General features: G+C 67.9%; 18 protein-coding genes. 10 read left to right on the top strand and 8 right to left on the bottom strand.

Going from position 1 to position 19,999, the window contains the following annotated elements; translation table 11 throughout:
• Positions 1–51: 51 nt before the first annotated feature.
• Positions 52–417: a hypothetical protein gene (locus tag JF781_RS06945; protein WP_225326095.1), complete on the top strand. Its 366-nt coding sequence runs from the start codon at positions 52–54 to the stop codon at positions 415–417.
• A 19-nt stretch (positions 418–436) separates the two neighbouring features.
• Here JF781_RS06945 and JF781_RS06940 read toward each other — a convergent pair whose 3' ends face one another.
• The 5 genes from JF781_RS06940 to JF781_RS06920 form a co-directional block, all read right to left on the bottom strand.
• Complete coding sequence (locus tag JF781_RS06940; protein ID WP_225326094.1) at positions 437–1,672, bottom strand: cytochrome P450; 1,236 nt, start codon at positions 1,670–1,672, stop codon at positions 437–439.
• 45 nt (positions 1,673–1,717) lie between these two features.
• A complete protein-coding gene (locus JF781_RS06935) occupies positions 1,718–2,623 on the bottom strand; it encodes a haloalkane dehalogenase (protein ID WP_225326093.1) in 906 nt (301 codons plus the stop codon).
• A 1-nt stretch (position 2,624) separates the two neighbouring features.
• Entirely contained in the window at positions 2,625–3,110 is a 486-nt protein-coding gene (locus JF781_RS06930) for an NUDIX domain-containing protein (RefSeq protein WP_225326092.1), read from the bottom strand.
• A 6-nt stretch (positions 3,111–3,116) separates the two neighbouring features.
• Positions 3,117–4,472: a wax ester/triacylglycerol synthase family O-acyltransferase gene (locus JF781_RS06925; RefSeq protein ID WP_225326091.1), complete on the bottom strand. Its 1,356-nt coding sequence runs from the start codon at positions 4,470–4,472 to the stop codon at positions 3,117–3,119.
• A gap of 168 nt (positions 4,473–4,640) precedes the next feature.
• Entirely contained in the window at positions 4,641–5,498 is an 858-nt protein-coding gene (locus tag JF781_RS06920; protein WP_225326090.1) for an SDR family NAD(P)-dependent oxidoreductase, read from the bottom strand.
• Positions 5,499–5,611: 113 nt separating this feature from the next.
• On the opposite strand from JF781_RS06920, the gene JF781_RS06915 reads away from it, so the two are divergent.
• The 4 genes from JF781_RS06915 to JF781_RS06900 are packed head-to-tail and all read left to right on the top strand — an operon-like array spanning position 5,612 to position 8,560.
• Entirely contained in the window at positions 5,612–6,697 is a 1,086-nt protein-coding gene (locus JF781_RS06915) for a dihydrodipicolinate reductase (protein ID WP_225326089.1), read from the top strand.
• On the top strand, positions 6,694–7,185 hold the full coding sequence (locus JF781_RS06910; RefSeq protein ID WP_308011522.1) for a VOC family protein: 492 nt from the start codon (positions 6,694–6,696) through the stop codon (positions 7,183–7,185). Before JF781_RS06915 ends, JF781_RS06910 begins: the two co-directional genes overlap by 4 nt.
• Positions 7,182–7,955, top strand: a complete 774-nt coding sequence (locus tag JF781_RS06905) for an SDR family NAD(P)-dependent oxidoreductase (protein WP_225326088.1) — start codon at positions 7,182–7,184, stop codon at positions 7,953–7,955. Before JF781_RS06910 ends, JF781_RS06905 begins: the two co-directional genes overlap by 4 nt.
• Complete coding sequence (locus JF781_RS06900; RefSeq protein WP_225326087.1) at positions 7,952–8,560, top strand: TetR/AcrR family transcriptional regulator; 609 nt, start codon at positions 7,952–7,954, stop codon at positions 8,558–8,560. The genes JF781_RS06905 and JF781_RS06900 overlap by 4 nt, the downstream gene beginning before the upstream one ends.
• A 5-nt stretch (positions 8,561–8,565) precedes the next feature.
• On the opposite strand, the gene JF781_RS06895 is transcribed toward JF781_RS06900, so the two are convergent.
• Positions 8,566–9,555 carry a D-2-hydroxyacid dehydrogenase family protein gene (locus JF781_RS06895; protein WP_225326086.1) on the bottom strand — a complete coding sequence of 330 codons (990 nt, stop codon included), beginning with the start codon at positions 9,553–9,555 and terminating at the stop codon, positions 8,566–8,568.
• 54 nt (positions 9,556–9,609) lie between these two features.
• Here JF781_RS06895 and JF781_RS06890 point away from each other — a divergent pair, with 54 nt between their 5' ends.
• Positions 9,610–10,494, top strand: a complete 885-nt coding sequence (locus JF781_RS06890; RefSeq protein WP_255641338.1) for a ribokinase — start codon at positions 9,610–9,612, stop codon at positions 10,492–10,494.
• Here the strand turns inward: JF781_RS06890 and JF781_RS06885 are convergent.
• Entirely contained in the window at positions 10,484–11,917 is a 1,434-nt protein-coding gene (locus JF781_RS06885) for a short-chain fatty acyl-CoA regulator family protein (RefSeq protein WP_225326084.1), read from the bottom strand. The genes JF781_RS06890 and JF781_RS06885 overlap by 11 nt on opposite strands.
• Positions 11,918–12,027: 110 nt before the next feature.
• On the opposite strand from JF781_RS06885, the gene prpD reads away from it, so the two are divergent.
• The 4 genes from prpD to JF781_RS06865 are packed head-to-tail and all read left to right on the top strand — an operon-like array spanning position 12,028 to position 18,963.
• The gene (gene prpD / locus JF781_RS06880; protein ID WP_225326083.1) at positions 12,028–13,533 is read left to right on the top strand and encodes a 2-methylcitrate dehydratase PrpD; all 1,506 of its coding nucleotides are present in this window, start codon (positions 12,028–12,030) and stop codon (positions 13,531–13,533) included.
• Positions 13,533–14,450, top strand: a complete 918-nt coding sequence (gene prpB, locus JF781_RS06875) for a methylisocitrate lyase (RefSeq protein ID WP_225326082.1) — start codon at positions 13,533–13,535, stop codon at positions 14,448–14,450. Before prpD ends, prpB begins: the two co-directional genes overlap by 1 nt.
• Complete coding sequence (locus tag JF781_RS06870; protein WP_225326081.1) at positions 14,447–15,574, top strand: bifunctional 2-methylcitrate synthase/citrate synthase; 1,128 nt, start codon at positions 14,447–14,449, stop codon at positions 15,572–15,574. Before prpB ends, JF781_RS06870 begins: the two co-directional genes overlap by 4 nt.
• A gap of 5 nt (positions 15,575–15,579) precedes the next feature.
• Entirely contained in the window at positions 15,580–18,963 is a 3,384-nt protein-coding gene (locus JF781_RS06865; protein WP_225326080.1) for a pyruvate carboxylase, read from the top strand.
• Between the two features lie 121 nt (positions 18,964–19,084).
• Here JF781_RS06865 and JF781_RS06855 read toward each other — a convergent pair whose 3' ends face one another.
• Positions 19,085–19,999, bottom strand: a complete 915-nt coding sequence (locus JF781_RS06855; protein WP_225326079.1) for a CoA ester lyase — start codon at positions 19,997–19,999, stop codon at positions 19,085–19,087.

Raw genomic sequence — 19,999 nt, 5'->3', positions numbered from 1 at the left:
TAACTCGAAAACGGGCGTTTAGCGCCCCACCGAACCGGGCACGCGGCCGGTATGTCAGTCACAGCCTTTCAAGATCTGCCATTGGCCGATCGCGGCCGGGAATGGGACGGCGCCGCCGCCGAGAAGCGGGTCCGCAAGTGGGCCGGCGCCGAGGACGGCCCGAACCAGAAGTACCGCGATGCCCACGTCTGGTACGACGGCGACAAAAAGGACAACTTCACCGGGTACAAGCTGCTGATCGCCGATGTGATCGGCGGCTCGCTCAAGGCGGTGCCGCGCGGGGTGATGGCGGCCGGCGCGATCATGGACGGCGCGCGCGGCGGGATCGACGTGCCCGACTCCGACGTCGATCGGATCAAGAGCCACCTGGCCAAGTACTACAAGAAGATGGACGAAAGCCCGCCATGGGACCGCTGATCAGACGAAGCACCGCTGATCAGATCGCGAGCACGAGCTCCGACAGTCCGCGCAGCGTGACGTTGGTCTTGTACTGCGGCTCGCCGTCCAACCGCGCGTTCGGGAAACGAGCGGTCACCGCCGCCAGGGCCACGCCGGCCTCCAGCCGGGCCAGCGGCGCACCCAGGCAGTAATGCGCCCCGCGGCCAAATCCCAAGTGCCGCAAGTTTTTCCGATCCGGGTCGAACACGTCGGGGCGGTCGTATTCGGCGGGATCACGGTTGGCCCCGGCGAGCAGCAGCATCATGACATCACCCGCGGGCACCTCGATGCCCCCAATCACCATGTCGGCGAGCGCAATTCGACCAGCCAGCTGTACGGGCGGGTCGTAGCGCAGGGTCTCTTCCACGATCGCCGGCGCTCGGTCGGCGTCGGCGCCCAGGGCCGCCCACTGACCGGCATTGCGCAACATGGCCAACACGGCGTTCCCGATGAGGTTCACCGTGGTCTCGTGTCCGGCGATGAGCAGCAGATTGCAGGTGGAGACGATCTCTTCCTCGGTCAGTTGATCCCCCGACTCCTCCACGGCGATCAACCCCGACAGCAGGTCGTCGCCGGGTCGTGAACGGCGCTGATCAATCAGCCCGTGGAAGTATTCACGCAGCCACGTACCGGCCTCTTGTCGCTCATTGGCGACTTCCGGCGGCACACCGGTGATCGTCGAAAACGGATCCAGCGCCTGGGCCAGCAACGCCGACGCGCGGCTGAACTGCGGCTCGTCCTCGAGGGGCACGCCGAGCAGCCGGCAGATCACCGCGACCGGCAGCGGATAGGCGAAATCCTCGACGACTTCAAACTGTCCCTTCTCGGCGACCCGGTCGAGCAATCCGTCGACCAGCGAGCGGATGTCGGGTTGCAGCGCGCTGACCACCCTCGGCGCGAACGCCTTGCTGACCAGCTTCCGCAACCGGGTGTGGTCGGGCGGGTCGAGGAACAAGAACCCCGGCGGTCCTTGCCTGGGCGGCGCCGCGCCGGCCTCGGCCTGCTGCTTCGCGACCGTCGAGTTCGCGTTCCCGCTGCTCGACGACGGGTGCCGCAACACCTCGTCGCAGTCGCGGTAGCTCAGGAAGACGGCCAGGTTGGCGTCGGGCAACTGCAACGGTCCGCGGTCGCGAAACTGCGCGCACAGCCGATACGGGTCGGCCCGGTTGGCGGGGTCCAACAACTGCAGCAATAGCCCTTGGGATTCGGTGGCTTCGGTAGGCGCGGTCGTCACCCTGAACATTGTGCCCGCAGCCGGATCCGCCGCGCCGCGGCCCATTCAGCGGCGCAGGAACGCCACGATGTGGCCGGCCAGTTCTTCGCCGGCGTCCTCCTGCAGAAAGTGCCCGGCGCCGCGGATCACCGGATGGTCGATCCCCTGCGCGCCGCGCATCTCGCGCTGGAAGATCGCGGCCATCGGCCCGGTGATGGGGTCGCTGTCACTGAAGGCGACCAACATGGGTGTCGGGCTCACCGACAGCTTCGCCCACGCCTCCTTGTTGGCAGCCGCGGCGGGGTCGTCGGGTGACGTGGGCACCAGCCCGGGCATGGCCCGCGGGCCGATGCAGTACTCGTCGGCGGGAAACGGCGCGTCGTAGCCCGCGCGCTCGGCATCGCTCATCTGCCGGCGACAGCCGCCCTGCACGAACGCGCCGATGTCCAGCGTCGGCGCCGACGTGATGGCCTCCCGGAAGCGCCACCAGATGTCGGCCATCGGCTGGTCCCCGTTCGGGAGCCCGGTGTTGGCGACGACGATACGGGCGAACCGCTCGGAATGCTCTGCGGCGAGCCGCAATCCGATCAGCCCGCCCCAGTCCTGGCCGACCAGGGTGACGTTGCGGAGGTCGAGGGCATCGAACGCCAGCGCGCGCATCCATTCGACGTGGCGCGCATAGCTGTGGTCGCCGAGCCGGGTCGGCTTGTCCGAACGGCCGAACCCGACCAGGTCCGGGCAGATGACCCGGTGACCGTCGGCCACCAGTATCGGAATCATCTTGCGGTACAGGTACGACCACGACGGCTCGCCGTGCAGCATGAGAATCGGATCGGCATCTGCTGGACCGTCTTCGATCCAGGCCACGCGCAGCGCACCGCCGTCATCGTCGGGCAGCTCGTAATACCTAGGCGGATAAGGGAAATCAGAAATCCCGTCGAACCGCTCGTCGGGTGTGCGCAGCGTCTGCATGTCAGGTCCGTTCGGGCAGTCCGGCCACACCCGGATCCGCCATCAAGCGGTCGAGAAAACCGTGCTGGCCCTTCAACAACTTGATGCGCGCCGCCCCCACCGCGAACCAGCCCACCCGATCGACCTCGGGAAACTCCCGCAGCGTGCCCGATCCTTTTGGCCACTCCAGTTCGAACGTGTTGCTGCGCGCGTCGGTGATGTCGAGGTCGCTCTGCACGGCGAAGGCGGTCACCACCTTGCCGCCGGATTGTTTCAGCTGACCGAGGTCGATACGTGGCCCGGCCGGCACCGAGAGCCCCAGCTCCTCGGCGAACTCGCGTTGCGCGGCCGCCCAGGGATCCTCCCCGTCGGTGTACTCGCCCTTCGGGATCGACCACGCCCCGTCGTCCTTGCGGGCCCAGAACGGCCCACCCGGGTGCGCCAGCAAGACCTCGACGATGCCGTCGCAGGTCCGGTACAACATCACACCCGCGCTGAGCTTTGCCATCGACTTCTATTCTCCCACAGCGCGTTCCAGATCCTTGAGGGAGGATTCCAGATGCGCGAGCAGGCGCTGCAGGTGCGGCACGCTGCGCCGGCACCCCACCAAACCGAAGTCCAGATTGCCGGCGTTGCTGGCCAGGGTGATGTTCAGCGCCTGGCCGTCCAGCGCGATGGACAGCGGGTAGTTGCCGTCGAGCCGGGCTCCCCCGTAGTAGATCGGCTGCGTGGGTCCCGGCACGTTCGAAATGATGATGTTGAACGGCGGTGACGTCGACGCGACCCAGCCCGGGACCGCCGCCAACGCCAGCGCCGACGTGTTGACGGCGGACAGCGCCAGCGCCTGGAACCGCGGCAACTGCGAGAAGACTTGCTTGTTGCTGCGCATCGAATCGCTGATGGTCAGCAGGCGCTGCGCGGGATCGTCGGTGTCGGTCGCGAGGTTGCACAGGATGGCTCCGACCAGGTTGCCGCCGGCGTCGGCCTCTTCCTCGGTCCGCAGGCTCACCGGGACCATCGCGATCAGCGGCGTGTCCGGCAGCGCGTTCTGCTCGAGCAGGTAGTAGCGCAGGGCGCCCGAGCACATCGCCAAGACGACGTCGTTCACCGTGACGCCCGCGGCCCTCTTCACCGTCTTGATGCGGTCCAGCGACCAGGACTGCGCGGCGCAACGGCGAGCGCCGCCGATCTTGACGTTCAACATGGTCTTCGGCGCCCCGAACGGCAAGGTCAGTTGCTGCTCGAGCAGCGCCGCGCGCGCCAATCCCACCGTCGAGGGGGCAAGGGCCGCAAGGGATCCCGCCGCGCGCGCCAACGAACTCAGCGGAGACGACGGGCTGGACTTGCGCTTGGGTTTGCGCAGACTCCACGGGGCGCGGATCTCCGGGTCGTCGGGGTCGGTGGACAGCGCGCGCTGCATCAGCTTCTGTGCCGACACACCGTCGATCAGGGCATGGTGAACCTTGGTGTAGATGGCGAAGCGGCCGTCTTTGAGGCCCTCGACGATGTGCGTCTCCCACAGGGGGCGATGACGATCCAGCAGGCTGCTGTGCCACCTTGAGGTCAACTCGAGCAATTCGCGGACCCGCTTGGGTGACGGCAGCGCCGAACGCCGGACGTGGTAGTCGACATCGATGTCGTCGTCGTACGACCAGCCGAGGTTTGCGATGCCGCCGACGAACTTCGCGGGATGCTTGCGAAACGTGGGCTGGTACTCCCGCTGAGCCGTCAATTGCTTGTGCAGCTCACGGGCGAAGCCGCGGCGGGCACCCGGCGGGGGCTCGAACAACTGCAGGCCCCCGACATGCATGGGATGTTCGCGAGACTCTCCCAGGAGAAAGATCGCGTCGGTCGGCATCATCAGTTCCATCTACCCATTAAAGCGGGACTGCGGTCGGCGTGCGGATGTCTGCGCAGATCGGCGACGAGCTGATTCGCCGACCGTCAGTCGGCCACGACCGTCCACGCCGCGGTGGGACACAGGGCGATCGCGCGGACCGCGTTGTCCCACAAGGGTTCCAGGTCAGGGCGCACCGGGCTACAGCAGATCCGTGATCGTCTTCAGGCCCGCCTCGTAGAGCACGCCGGGTAGCATGCCGCCGTCGCATTCGATGGTGGTGCCGTTGACGAAGTCGGCCTGCCCGCCGGCGAGGAAGACGCAGACCCGGCCGACCTCCGCGGGCTCCCCGGCGCGGCGCAGCGGAACGGCCGCGAAATACTTCTCCCCGGTCGGATCGTCCTTCGGCAGCACGAACGACCGGAAGTTTTCGGTCATCGTCGGACCCAGCGCCACGCAGTTGACCCGGACCTTCGGCCCCCACTCCTCGGCCAGTGAGCGGGTGAGGTGGTTGAGGCCGCTTTTGGCCGCGCCGTAGGAGACCAGCGTGGGCGAACCCGCCGGATGTCCCGCGCCGCTGGAGATGTTGATGATGCAGCCGACGCCCTCCTGGGTCTGCATCTGCCGATAGGCGCGGATGGCGAACCACAGCGGGCTGATGAGGTTCATCTGCACCGCGAACGCGTGGAACAACGCGGTGCGCGCGTACTCGTCGTCGCTGGCGGGAGCGCCCTGAATGCGTTGCACCAGTTCCGGAATACGCTCGGCGTGCGGCGCCGGGACGGTGCCGCCCGCATTGTTCACCAGGATGTCGACCCGGCCGTGCGTGGCCACGACGTCTGCGACGAACGAGTCGATCGAACGGTAGTCCCCCTGATCGCAGACCATCTGAAAAGCGCGGGGCGCCCAGTCTTTTTCGATGCCGGGGAGTCCATCGAGCGGCGACCGCGAGCAGCCGATGACCGTCGCGCCCGCCCGCAGCAGTTCGTGGGCGATGCCGACGCCCACGCCGCGGCTGGTGCCGGTCACGATCGCGATCTTCCCGTCGAGGACGCTCATCCACAGACCCTTCCCGAACCGCCGATCATTGACAGTCACTGTCAGCAAGTCATAGCCTGCCATTTTGTTCGCCGATGTGTAAAGGCCACGCTCCGCCGTCCGGGAGGTCAATGATGAGTAGCCCGTCCAAGCTTCGTGTCATCCAGTGGGCCACCGGCGGTGTGGGTAAGGCGGCGATCCAGTGCGTCCTCAATCACCCGCAACTGGAGCTTGTCGGGTGCTGGGTGCACAGCGCGGACAAGAACGGCGTCGACGTCGGGCGGATCATCGGCACCCAGGATCTCGGTGTCACCGCGACCACCAGCCTCGACGAGGTGCTGGCACTGGACGCCGACTGCGTCATGTACAGCCCGCTGATACCCAACGACGACGAGGTCATCGCGATCCTGCGGTCCGGCAAGAACGTCGTCACACCGGTCGGCTGGGTCTACCCCGATCCGGGCAACCCACGTCACAAGGCCGTCGCCGACGCCGCGGTGGAAAGCGGTGTGACGCTGCATGGTTCGGGGATCCACCCCGGGGGCATCACGGAGCGATTCCCGCTCATGGTGTCCTCGCTGTCCTCGGCGATCACGCACGTGCGCGCCGAGGAGTTCTCCGACATCCGCACCTACAATGCACCCGACGTGGTGCGCCACATCATGGGATTCGGCGGCACTCCCGAGGAGGCCACCCAAGGGCCGATGGCCGGCCTGCTCGACGCGGGCTTCAAACAGTCGGTGCGGATGATCGCCGATCACATGGGATTTCGCATCGACCCCAACATCAGAACCATCCAGGATGTCGCCGTGGCGACTGCGGACATCGACTACGACCCGTTCCCGATCACCGTCGGCACCGTGGCGGCACGCCGCTTTCGCTGGCAAGCGCTGGTCGATGGCGAACCGGTCATCACCGCGGCGGTCAACTGGCTGATGGGTGAGGAAAACCTCGATCCCGCCTGGGATTTCGGTGAGCGCGGCGAACGCTTCGAGGTCGAGATCACCGGCGATCCCGACGTGAACCTCACCTTCAAGGGGTTGCAGCCGGAGACGATCGCCGAAGGGCTGATCAAGAATCCGGGAGTCGTGGTCACCGCCAACCACTGCATCAACGCGGTTCCCGACGTCTGCGCCGCCGAGCCGGGCATCAAGACCTACCTCGATCTGCCGTTGTTCGCCGGCCGCCCGGCCCCGAATCTCGCGCCGGACACCGCGTGATCCTCGACGACGTGTCGTTCTGTCACCTCGTCGTGGGCGTCACCGACATGGACCGCGCGCTCGCGTTCTACCGAGATGTCCTCGGCATGGACGTGGTGTTCGAATCGCTGATCTCCGGTGAGCCTTTCGATGCGGCATTGCACGCGACCCGCAAGCACGAGGGCCGGGTGGTCGGTGGGCTACTGGGCGGGTTGATGATCGAGCTGCTGTCGATCGGGGCCAGGGCGACCGAGCAGAAACAGCGACGCGGCTTCACGGGGATCCACAACGTCTCGCTGTCGGTGACCGACCTCGACGACACCCACCGCCGCATTGTCTCCGCCGGCTACACGCCCGACCAGGACCCCTTCGAGATCGGCGGTGTCCGAATGTTTTTCGTCAAGGATCCGGACGGGACGCCGGTGGAGTTCATCGAACTGCCCAACGGGGCGCGTAGCACCTACGAAATGCACCGGGGCGTAGCGCTGCAGATGGGACCCGTCCGATGAGCTACACCCACCCCGATTCGATGCGCGGACACGTCGCGATCGTCACCGGCGCCGCCCAGGGCGTCGGCAAGGGCGTGGCGGCCGCGTTGCTCGAACGCGGCGCTGCGGTGCTGGTGGTCGACATCCAAGGGGAGGCGCTCGAGGCGACCGCCGCCGAACTCGCAGCGATCGGACGGGTGGAACGGCTCGTCGCCGATCTGCGCGACCCCGACAGCGCGCAGCGGATCGCGGCCGCCGCGGTCGACGCCTTCGGTGCCGTGCATGGCCTGGTGAACAACGCGATCGCCACCAACGAGCCCAAGGCGTTCGTCGACATCACCACCGACGACCTCGCGCTCGGCTACGACGTCGGGCCCCGGGCGACCTTCCTGCTCATGCAGGCCGTGCACCCGCTCATGGTCAGGGAGGGCGGCGGGTCGATCGTCAACCTCGGCTCCGGGACGGGTACCGGCGGTGAGCCCAAGTGGGGCGGGTACGCGGCCGCCAAGGAAGGCATCCGCGGCCTGTCCAAGGTCGCGGCGCTGGAATGGGGTCGCGACAACATCCGCGTCAACGTCATCTGCCCGTTCGCCGAATCGGACGGCGTCAAGTACTGGAAGTCGTTCGCGCCCAAGGAATACGAGAAGGCGGTGGGGCGCGTTCCGATGAAGCGCATCGGCGACGTCCGCACCGACGTGGGCGCGCTGGTGGCGTTCCTGCTCGGCAGCGACGCGACGTTCATCACCGGGCAGACCATCCACGTCGACGGCGGGATCGGCTGCTTCCGGTGACGTCCCCGGCCAGACCAGAGTCGCTCCGCGATCGGCAGCGCGCCCAGATCCGCGCCGACATCCGGCGCGCGGCGTTCCGGCTGTTCGTCGAGCGCGGGTATGACGCGGTGACCACCGAGGAAATCGCCACCGCCGCAGGCGTTTCCCCGCGCACCTTCTTCCGCCACGTGCCGGCGAAGGAGGAGCTTCTCCTTGCGCCCGTGCGCTACGGCGGCGCCGCGATCGTCAATCTCCTCGAAGGTCGCCCCGCCGCCGAACCACCCGATATCGCGCTGATCAACGCCATCATCACCAGGACCCGCTCGTTCGAGCAGGCCGACACCGAAGAATGGCGCGAGGCCCTGCTGGTGGTCCCCGACCTGCTCGACAAGGTCACGGTGCACCGGCCCGCCGACAAGGAGCGGGCGACCAAGCTCATCGCCGAGCGGATGGGCGTCAACGCCGACGCCGACCTGCGTCCCGGCTTGCTGGTCCAACTCGCGTTCGCGGCAGCGGATTTCGCCTTCCAGCAGTGGGTGCGACAGTCCGGAAAGCCGTGGCCGCTCGATCGCTATGTCACCGAGGCCCTCGACGCGGTCAAAAGTCCGCACTGGAAACGTCGGTGAGCGGGTCAGCGTCGCTGCAACACCTCGGGATTGGCGATCCGAATGGGCTGCCCGTCCAGCCAGGCCACCACTGACTCCACGGTGTCGGAGTAGAAGGCGCCGAGCATCTCGCGGGTGACGTACCCCAGGTGCGGGGACAGTGTCACATTCGGGAGCCGCCGCAACGGGTGATCGCGGGGCAGCGGTTCGATGTCGTACACGTCCAGCCCGGCACCGGCGATGCGCCCGGATTCCAGCGCGGCGAGCAGGGCCGCCTCGTCGACGATCGGGCCCCGCGACGTGTTGATCAGGTAGGCGTGCGGCTTCATCAGGGCCAGCTCGGTCGCGCCGACCAGCCCTCGCGTGCGCTCCGAGAGCACCAGATGGATGGAGACCACGTCGGAGGCCTCGAAAAGGCGGGCCTTCTCCACCCGCCGGGCGCCCACGCTCGCGGCGGCGTCTTCGGTCAGATTTTGGCTCCACGCAACGACTTCCATGTCGAACGCTTTGGCATAGTCGGCCATGCGTCTGCCGACCCTGCCCAGGCCGAGCAGGCCGAGGGTCTTGCCCGCCAGGGTCATGCCCGCGGCGCTCTGCCAGCCGCCGTCGCGCATGTGGCGATGCTCGTCGGCGAGATTGCGCACCGTCGCGATCATCAGGCCCCAGGCGAGTTCGGGCGTCGCATCGCGCATCGCCCTGAATCGGGGATGCGCGAAATCGGAATGGGCGACCAGGATCCCGCGCTCGGTGGCCGCGGCCAGGTCCAGGTTCGGCAGGCTCTTGCCGACGATGGTGATCAGCTTCAGGTTCGGCAGCCGCTCGATCAGGGTCCGCGGAAACGCCATCCGCTCACGCAGGGTGCACAGCACGTCGAACGGCCGCAGCGCTTCGGCGGCGGCGTCTTCGGAGAGGTGGCGATCGAAAACGGTTACGTCAGCACGGTTCTGCACCGGTGACCAGTCGGCGACCTGCAACGCCACCCCGGCATAGTCGTCGAGTATCGCGACCTTGGGCATGGCTCACTCGATCATCGCGTTGCCGTGCCCGTCAAGACCGGGCACGCTGGACCCATGGGCGTGGTGGTGATCGGCCAGATCGCACGCGATCTGGTGCTGCGTACCGATGGGCCGCCGACGCCCGACGATTCCGTCACGATCCGGCAGCGCAAGGAATTGCTCGGCGGCAAGGGCGCCAACCAGGCGGTCGGCCTGGCGCAGCTGGGTGTGCCGGTCGCACTCATCGCCGTCACGGGTGACGACGACGCCGGGAGGACAGTACTGGCGCGGGCCCGACGGGACGGCATCGACGTCGGCGGCGTCGCGCGCCGCGGCACCACGGCGCTGTTGATCGATGTGGTCGCCCGGCCGCCCGAACGCATGCTCCTCGAAGACGTGCCGGAAAGCTCGCTGGTTCAGGTCGCCGACCTCGATCGGTCAATCACTGTATTCGACGGCGCAGATACCGTTTCCCTTCAGCTGCAGCAGCCGCCCGCCACCGTCTTGGAAGCCGCGCAACGGGCGCGGCGGCGGGGGCTGCGCGTGGTGGCCGACGGCGCTCCCGCCCCGCACATCCGCGCCGAGCTGCTCGCGGCGGTGGACGTGATCCGGGCCGACGCCACGGAAGCCTCGCTGATCGCGGGCCGGGAAATCACCACGGCGAAGCAAGCCTTCGAGCTGGCCGCCCACCTGCTGACCTGCGGCCCGGGACTGGTCGCCGTCGCCGTTCCGAAGGTCGGTGACCTGGTGGCGTGGAATGGGGGCAGCGAGCTGTTCGAGTTCGCCGACGTGGACGTGGTCGATCCGACCGGCGCCGGTGACGCGTTCGTGGCCGGCCTGATCGCCGCGCTGCGCGACGGCGCCGCACCACCGGAAGCCGGCAAGCTGGCGGCCGCGGCCGCCAGCGCGACGGTCCAGCGCCTCGGCGGGCGGCCCGACCTGGCCGCGCTCAAGGCGTGATCGCGGGCGGATACGGCAGTTCGGTGCTGGTGTGGGGGTCGACGTACACCGGGCGGCCGAGGTACGGGAACGCGCGCTGCGGGCACGCGGGCCGGTCGCAGATCTTGCAGCCGGCACCGATCGGCACGATCGACTCCGCGTCGGCCAAATCGATGCCGACCGAATAGATCAGCTTCTCCGCGTGCGCGACGTCGCATCCCAGCCCGATGGCGAAGCTCTTGTCCGGGCCGAGGTAACGGCTCGGCTCCGTCGTGGTGGTCCGCGCCACCCAGAAGTAGGTGCGCGCGTCGGGCATCTGCGCGACCTGGGTCAAAAACTGGCCGGGTCGGGAAAACGCGTGGTGGACCACCCACAGCGGGCAGTTGCCGCCGACGCGGGAGAAGTGAAAAGCGGTGGCGGACTGGCGTTTAGAGATGTTCCCGGCACTGTCGGTGCGGACGAAGATGAACGGCACGCCCCGCGCGTTCGGGCGCTGCAGGGTGGACAGCCGGTGGCAGATGGTTTCGAAGCCGACCTCGAATCGCCTTGCGAGCTGGTCGATGTCGTAGCGGACGTGCTCGGCGGCGTCGAGGAATCTCAGGTAGGGCAGCAGCAGGGCGCCGGCGAAATAGTTGGCCAGCCCGATGCGCGCCACGCCGCGGGCGTCGTCGCTGAGCTGGTCGTCGCCCGCGATGATCCCGGTGATCAACCGGCCCTGGGTGAGCAGGGCGATCTGGGTGGCGAGCTGAAAGGCACGCTGGCCCGGATGCAGCCACCGGGCCAGGTACAGGGTTTTCGCTTCGGGCGCGAACAGGCGTTTGGAGTTGGGGTCCAACACCTGACCGTCGTCGATCACGACCGCGATGCCGAGCTTGTCGGCGAGCAGCTCCGCGAGCTGGCCGTCGAGTCCGCCGATTCGTAAGTGGTTCTCGTTGAACAGATCTTCGGCGGCGAGGTCCAGTTCGCCGATGTAGTTCTTGCGGTCGTAGAAGAAATCGCGAACCTCTTCGAACGGCATCGGCTGCTGGGACAGCGACGAGATGTCCAAGACTTCCGAATTCGCGCGGCTGTGCAGGGCCTCCAGGTCCGCCGTCGTGTCGTGCAGCCGCCGGTGCAGGTTGACCAGGGTCTGACCGATCGCGGGCATGCGGGCGACGAGCTCCTCGACCTGCGCGGCCGTGGCCGGCGCCTCGGCGAGCACCTCTCGAAGGTCGGAAATCAGGCGGGCATCGGACTCCGGCGCAAAGTACTGGCTCGGCAGGTCGAATCGTTCGGTGAGGGTGAGCAATACCGGAACGGTGATCGGGCGCTGGTCATTTTCCAGCTGGTTGACGTAGCTGGTCGACAAACCCAGGACGCGCGCCAGCGCCACCTGAGTCAGCCCCTGCTCCTCGCGCAATCGCCGGAGCCGCGCGCCGGCGAACGTCTTCGCCACGGGTTTCACCGTACGCCCAGCCCCTTTCACAACATTCGCAAAACCATGCGGATAAGGACACAAGATTACGCTTTTACAGGGGATTTACGCCGTCCCACGTCCTGCGTACTGTGCGACTTATGCGCATTCATGATGTTCGGACCCGGCGCAGCGCCGACGACTTCCCTCGTAGTGAACACCTCGCCTGGAAGATCGCCGAGGTCGCGGCCGACCCGGTCGCCGTGCCCGCCGACGTCGAGGCGATGGTGATCAACCGCATCATCGACAATGCCGCGGTCTCCGCCGCTTCCGTGGTTCGTCGGCCGGTGGCGGTCGCGCGGGCCCAGGCGCGGGCACACCCCGCCGCGGCCAAGGGCGCCAAGGTTTTCGGGATCGAGGGTGACTACTCTCCCGAGTGGGCGGCCTGGGCGAACGGCGTCGCGGTGCGCGAATTGGATTTCCACGACACGTTTCTGGCCGCCGAGTACTCGCATCCGGGTGACAACATTCCCGCCCTGGTGGCGGTGGCGCAGCACCTGGGGATCGGCGGCGCGGACCTGATCCGAGGCATCGCGACCGGCTACGAGATCCAGATCGACCTGGTCAAGGGAATCTGCTTGCACGAGCACAAGATTGACCATGTCGCGCACCTGGGTCCGTCCGTGGCCGCCGGCCTGGGCACGATGTTGCGTCTGGACAAAGAGACCATCTATCAGGCGATCGGGCAGGCGCTGCACCTGACGACGTCCACCCGGCAGTCGCGCAAGGGTCTGATCTCGAGCTGGAAGGCGTACGCGCCGGCCTGGGCGGGCAAGGTCGCCATCGAGGCCGTCGACCGCGCCATGCGCGGCGAGGGCGCGCCGGCCCCGATCTGGGAGGGCGAGGACGGGGTGATCGCCTGGCTGCTTTCGGGGCCCGGGCACACCTATCACGTCCCGCTGCCCGAACCCGGCGAACCCAAGCGCGCCATCCTGGACAGCTACACCAAGGAGCACTCGGCGGAGTATCAGAGTCAGGCGCTGATCGACTTGGCGCGCCGAATGCGCGAACGGATCGGCGATCTGGACCAGGTAGCGACGATCGTGCTGCACACCAGCCATCACACCCATTACGTGATCGGCACCGGGTCGGGCGACCCGCAGAAGTTCGACCCGGACGCTTCGCGCGAGACGCTGGATCACTCGGTGATGTACATCTTCGCGGTCGCGCTGCAGGACGGCACCTGGCACCACGAGCGCTCGTACGCGCCGCAGCGAGCGCACCGGCCCGACACCGTCGCGCTGTGGCAGAAGATCTCGACGGTCGAGGATCCCGAATGGACCCGGCGCTACCACTCCGCCGATCCGGCGGAGAAGGCGTTCGGCGCGCGCGCGGAGGTCACCCTCAAAAATGGTGAGGTGATCGTCGACGAGCTCGCCGTCGCCGACGCTCATCCCTTGGGGGCGAGGCCGTTTGAGCGCAAGCAGTACGTCGGGAAGTTCGCCGAGCTGGCCGAGGGCGTGGTCGGCGAGGCCGAGCAGCAGCGGTTCCTGTCGGCGGCCGAAGCTCTGGCGGACCTGCAGGCGGGCGCTCTGGGTGCGCTCAACATCACGGTCGGTCCGTTGGTGCTCGACAAGGCGCCGACGATTCCGGCGGGGATTTTCTGATGAGCGGGCTGATCGGCGGTGTCGTGCCGGCGGCGGCGAAACGGGCGCGGTTTCGTGCCGCGCTGGAAAGCGGTCGGCTGCAACGGTTCCCGGGTGCCTTCTCGCCGCTGGTGGCCAAGCTCGTCGCCGAGCTCGGGTTCGACGGGGTGTACGTGTCGGGCGCGGCGCTCTCGGCCGACCTCGGCCTGCCCGACATCGGCCTGACCACCCTGACCGAAGTCGGCGGGCGCGGCGCGCAGATCGCGGGGGTGACCGACCTGCCCACCCTGATCGACGCCGACACCGGCTTCGGCGAGCCGATGAACGCGGCGCGCACCGTGACGGTGCTCGAGGACGCCGGGCTGGCCGGCTGTCACCTGGAGGACCAGGAAAACCCCAAGCGCTGCGGGCATCTCGACGGCAAGGCGGTGGTGCCGGCCGCCGAGATGATCAAACGGCTGCGGGCCGCCGTCTCCGCCCGCCGCGATCCGAATTTCATCGTCTGCGCCCGCACCGATGCCGCCGGCATCGAGGGGGTGCCGGCGGCGATCGAGCGCGCCAAGGCGTACGCCGACGCGGGTGCGGACCTGATCTTCACCGAAGCCTTGGGCAGCCCAACGGAATTCGAGCGCTTCCGCGCCGCGGTGGACACACCCTTGCTGGCCAACATGACCGAGTTCGGCAAGTCGCCGCTGCTGTCCACCCAACAGCTGTCCGACATCGGCTACAACGTGGTGATCTACCCGGTCACCACGCTGCGGCTGGCCATGCACGCCGTCGAGATCGGTCTCCGTGAAATCGCCGAAACCGGAACACAATCCGGCCTCACCGATCGGATGCAGCACCGCAGCCGGCTCTACGAGTTGCTGCGCTACGCCGACTACACCCAATTCGATTCCGACATCTACAACTTTACCGTGCAAGGAGTCGCGCCATGAGTACCGCCGAAGACAACAAGCCCCGCATCTATAAGGGCCTGGCCGGCGTCGTCGTCGACACCACGGCCATCTCCAAGGTCGTCCCGGAGACCAACTCCCTGACCTACCGCGGCTACGCCGTGCAGGACCTCGCGGCCACGTGCAGCTTCGAGCAGGTTGCCTACCTGCTCTGGCACGGCGAGCTGCCCGACGAACAGCAGCTGGCCCTGTTCACCCAGCGGGAACGAGCGGCGCGTCGGCTCAACCGATCCCAGCTTTCGCTGCTGTCCAAACTGCCCGACACCTGCCACCCGATGGACGTCGTGCGCACCTTCATCAGCTCGATGGGCGCCGAAGACCCCGACGAGGACGACAGCAGCCCGGCGGCCAACCACGCCAAGGCGCTGCGGATGTTCGCGGTGCTGCCCACCGTCGTCGCGGCCGACATGCGCCGCCGGCGCGGCCTGGAACCCATCGCGCCCCACAGCCACATGAGCTACGCGCAGAACTTCCTGCACATGTGCTTCGGCGACGTCCCCGAGCAGGTGATCGTCGACGCGTTCGAACAGTCGATGGTGCTCTACGCCGAGCACAGCTTCAACGCCTCCACCTTCGCCGCCCGCGTGGTCACCTCGACTCAGTCCGACATCTACAGCGCGGTCACGGCCGCCATCGGTGCGCTCAAGGGCTCGCTGCACGGCGGCGCCAACGAAGCAGTCATGCACGACATGATCGAAATCGGGAGCGCCGAAAGGGCTTCGGAGTGGTTGCGGGGCAAGCTGGATTGCAAAGACAAGGTCATGGGCTTCGGTCACCGCGTCTACAAGAACGGCGACTCCCGGGTGCCGACCATGAAGGAGGCGCTCACGCGGGTCGCCGCGGCGCGGGACGGCCAGAAGTGGCTCGGCATTTACGAAGTCCTGGAAAAGGGGATGGCCGAGGCCAACGGCATCAAGCCGAACCTGGACTTTCCGACCGGCCCGGCCTATTACCTGATGGGCTTCGACATCGGGGCCTTCACGCCGATTTTCGTGATGAGCCGGATCACCGGGTGGACGGCGCACATCATCGAGCAGACCGCGTCCAACGCGTTGATCCGTCCGCTGAGCGAGTATGTCGGACCGCCGCAACGGGCTCTATCGTAAATACCGTGTTGACGAAAGTCCTGGTCGCCAATCGCGGCGAGATCGCGATCCGCGCATTCCGCGCCGCCTACGAGCTGGAAATGGCCACCGTGGCGGTCTACCCCTACGAAGACCGCAACTCGGTGCACCGGCTCAAGGCCGACGAGTCGTACCAGATCGGCGAGGAGGGCCATCCGGTCCGCGCCTACCTGTCGGTCGACGACATCGTCGCGACGGCGCAGGCCTGCGGGGCGGACGCGATCTACCCCGGCTACGGCTTCCTGTCCGAGAACCCGGACCTGGCGGCGGCGTGCGCGGCGGCGGGCATCACATTCGTCGGCCCGAGTGCCGAGGTGCTCGAGCTCACCGGCAACAAGTCGCGGGCAATCGCGGCGGCGCGGGCGGCGGGCCTGCCGGTGCTGGCCTCCTCGACGCCCTCGACATCGGTGGACGAGCTGGTGACGGCCGCCGAGTCGATGACGTTTCCGCTGTTCGTCAAGGCGGTCGCCGGAGGTGGCGGCCGCGGGATGCGGCGGGTCACCGACCCCGCAGCGCTGCCGGAGGCGATCGAGGCGGCCAGCCGGGAGGCCGAATCCGCGTTCGGGGATGCCTCGGTGTTTCTCGAGCAGGCGGTGATCAACCCGCGTCACATCGAGGTCCAGATCCTGGCCGACAATCACGGCAACGTGATCCACCTCTATGAACGCGATTGCAGCGTGCAGCGGCGGCACCAGAAGGTGATCGAAATCGCCCCGGCGCCGAACCTGGATCCACAACTGCGGATGAGCATTTGCGCGGACGCGGTGGCGTTCGCGGAAAGCATCGGCTACACGTGTGCGGGCACGGTGGAGTTCTTGCTCGACGAACGCGGCAATCACGTGTTCATCGAGATGAACCCCCGGATCCAGGTGGAACACACGGTGACCGAGGAGATCACCGACGTCGACCTGGTGTCCGCCCAGCTGCGCATTGCGTCCGGGCAGACGCTGGAAGAGATTGGCCTGCGGCAGGATTCGATCGTCCCGCACGGCGCGGCGCTGCAATGCCGCATCACCACCGAAGATCCGGCGAACGGCTTCCGTCCGGACACCGGCCGCATCACCGCCTACCGCACCCCGGGCGGCGCGGGAATCCGGCTGGACGGCGGCACGACGCTGGGCGCGGAGATCAGCGCGCATTTCGACTCGATGCTGATCAAGCTCAGTTGCCGCGGCCGCGACTTCCCCACGGCCGTGCGCCGGGCCCGACGGGCGGTCGCGGAATTCCGCATTCGCGGTGTGTCGACGAATATTCCGTTCCTGCAAGCGGTTCTGGACGACGCGGATTTCCAGGCCGGCCGCATCACCACGTCGTTCATCGAGGAGCGCCCGCAGCTGCTCACGGCGCGCAGCTCGGCCGACCGCGGCACCAAGATCCTCAGCTACCTAGCCGACGTCACCGTCAACAAGCCGCACGGCGAGCGCCCGTCGACGGTGTACCCGCACGACAAGCTGCCCGACATCGACCTGTCGACGGACCCACCCGCGGGATCCAAGCAGCGTTTGACCGAACTCGGGCCGCAGCGATTTGCGGCCTGGCTCCGCGAGTCGCGCGGTGTCGCCGTCACGGACACCACGTTCCGCGACGCCCACCAGTCGCTGCTGGCGACCCGGGTCCGCACCACCGGCCTGCTCAAGGTCGCGCCCTACCTCGCGCGGACCACGCCGCAGTTGTTGTCGGTGGAGTGCTGGGGCGGCGCGACTTACGATGTGGCGCTGCGGTTCTTGAAAGAGGACCCGTGGGAGCGGCTGGCGGCGCTGCGCGAGGCGCTGTCCAACATTTGTCTGCAGATGCTGCTGCGCGGGCGCAACACCGTGGGCTACACGCCCTATCCGGAGACGGTGACGACCGCGTTCGTCGAGGAGGCGACGGCCACCGGCATCGACATCTTCCGGATCTTCGATGCGTTGAACAACGTCGACTCGATGCGGCCGGCCATCGACGCGGTGCGCGACACCGGGGCGGCGGTGGCCGAGGTGGCGATGTCTTACACCGGGGATCTGAGCGATCCGGCCGAAAAGCTTTACACGCTGGACTATTACCTCAAGTTGGCCGAACAGATCGTCGAGGCGGGTGCGCACGTCCTGGCGATCAAGGACATGGCCGGATTGTTGCGCGCGCCGGCCGCCGCGACACTGGTCTCGGCGTTGAAATCCCGATTCGACCTGCCGGTGCACGTGCATACCCACGACACCCCGGGCGGGCAACTGGCGAGCTACGTGGCGGCCTGGCACGCGGGGGCCGACGCCGTCGACGGCGCCGCGGCCCCGCTCGCGGGGACCACCAGCCAGCCCGCGCTGTCGTCGATCGTGGCCGCCGCCGCCAACACCGAGTACGACACCGGGTTGTCGCTGCCGGCGGTGTGCGGCCTGGAACCGTACTGGGAGGCGCTGCGAAAGGTGTACGCGCCGTTCGAATCCGGGCTGCCGTCGCCGACCGGCCGCGTCTACCACCACGAGATCCCCGGTGGCCAATTGTCGAACCTGCGCCAGCAGGCCATCGCGCTGGGACTCGGCGACCGGTTCGAGGACATCGAAAACGCCTACGCTGGCGCCGATTCCATCCTCGGGCACCTCGTCAAGGTCACGCCGTCGAGCAAGGTGGTCGGCGACTTGGCGCTGGCGCTGGTCGGGGCCGGCGTCAGCGCGCAGGACTTCGCCGAAGACCCGGCGCGCTACGACATCCCGGATTCGGTCATCGGCTTCCTGCGCGGCGAACTCGGTGACCCGCCCGGAGGCTGGCCGGAGCCGTTGCGCACCAAGGCATTAGACGGGCGCGGGCCGGCGAAGCCCGAGCAGCCGCTGACGGCCGACGATGAAAAGGCGTTGGCCGCGCCGGGCGCCGAGCGGCAGGCCGCGCTGAATCGGCTTCTGTTCCCGGGGCCGGCCAAGGAGCTCGACGATCACCGCGAGACGTACGGCGACACCTCGGGACTCAGCGCCAACCAGTTCTTCTATGGGTTGCGCCAGGGGGACGAACACCGCGTGGAGCTGGAGCGCGGTGTGGAGCTGCTGATCGGGCTCGAGGCCATCTCCGACCCCGACGAACGCGGCATGCGCACCGTGATGTGCATCCTCAACGGTCAGCTGCGCCCCGTGGTGGTGCGCGACCGCAGCATCGCCAGCGACGTGCCGGCGGCCGAGAAGGCCGACCGCACCAATCCCGACCACGTCGCCGCCCCCTTTGCCGGCGTCGTCACGGTCACCGCCGAGGTCGGGGAGGAGGTCGAGGCCGGTCAGACGATCGCGACGATCGAGGCGATGAAGATGGAGGCCGCCGTCACCACCCCGAAGGCCGGCAAAGTCGCGCGAATCGCGGTATCGCACACCGCACAAGTCGAGGGCGGCGACCTACTCGTGGTGATCGACTAGCGGCGATCGCAAGCGCGGCCGCGGGGATCGCAAGCGCGGCCGCGGGGATCGCAAGCGCGGCGTAGCCGGGCGCATCGGGTCGCCGCTACAGGCCGTAGCCGGGCGCAGCGGGTCGCCGCCATCAAACGCGGCTGCCGTTGATCAACGCGGCGCGCGCCAGCGTCTGCTCCGCCTGCTTCACGTGGGCGGCGTCAACCAGGACGCCGTTCACCCCGACGGCGCCGCGGCCCCTGGCCTCGGCCTCCCGGTAGGCCGCGACATTGGCTTCGGCGCGGGCGATTTCGTCGGCGGTCGGGGCGTAGACCTCGTTGGCGACGGGCACCTGGTCGGGGTGGATCGCCCATTTTCCGGTGTAGCCGAGCAGCGATGCGCGCCGCGCGTCGCGCTCGTATCCGGAGAGGTCGCGGTAGTCGGGGTAGGGCGCGTCAATCGCGTCGATGCCCGCGATGCGCGCAGCGACGATCACCTTGTTCCGCGCGTAGGCCCAGAACTCGCCCGGATACTCGCCCAGCGGGACGAAGTTGGTGTCCACCCGCGCGCCCTGCGACAGCGAGAAGTCGCCCACCCCGAAAATCAAAGCGTCCAGGCGAGGGCTGGCCGCCGCGATCTCTTCGGCGTTGGCCAAGCCTTCGACCTCTTCGATCAGCACCTCGAGCCGAATCCGCTTGTCCAGGTCCAGTTTTGATTCCAGCTGTGTGAGCAGGACGTCCACCCACCACACGTCGCGGGCGGTGCGCGCCTTGGGGATGATGATGGTGTCGAGGTTGCGGCCGGCCCTGGTCACCACCTCGATGACGTCGTCGTGGCACCACGCGGTGTCCAGCCCGTTGATCCGCACCGCCCGCGCGGTGCGGCCCCAATCCAGGTCGTTGAGCGCGCTGATCGCCTTGCCGCGCGATTCCTCCTTGAACGCGGCGGGCGTCGCGTCCTCGAGGTCGAGGAACACCAGGTCGGCGCCGCACCCGGCGGCCTTGTCGAACATGTTGTCGCTGCATGCGGGCACCGCGAGCTCGGAGCGGCGGAGAAGATTCGTCAT

The organism is Mycobacterium sp. WUMAC-067, from assembly GCF_020217485.1.
Classification (GTDB): domain Bacteria; phylum Actinomycetota; class Actinomycetes; order Mycobacteriales; family Mycobacteriaceae; genus Mycobacterium.
This window is presented reverse-complemented; position numbering and strand designations above follow the sequence as displayed.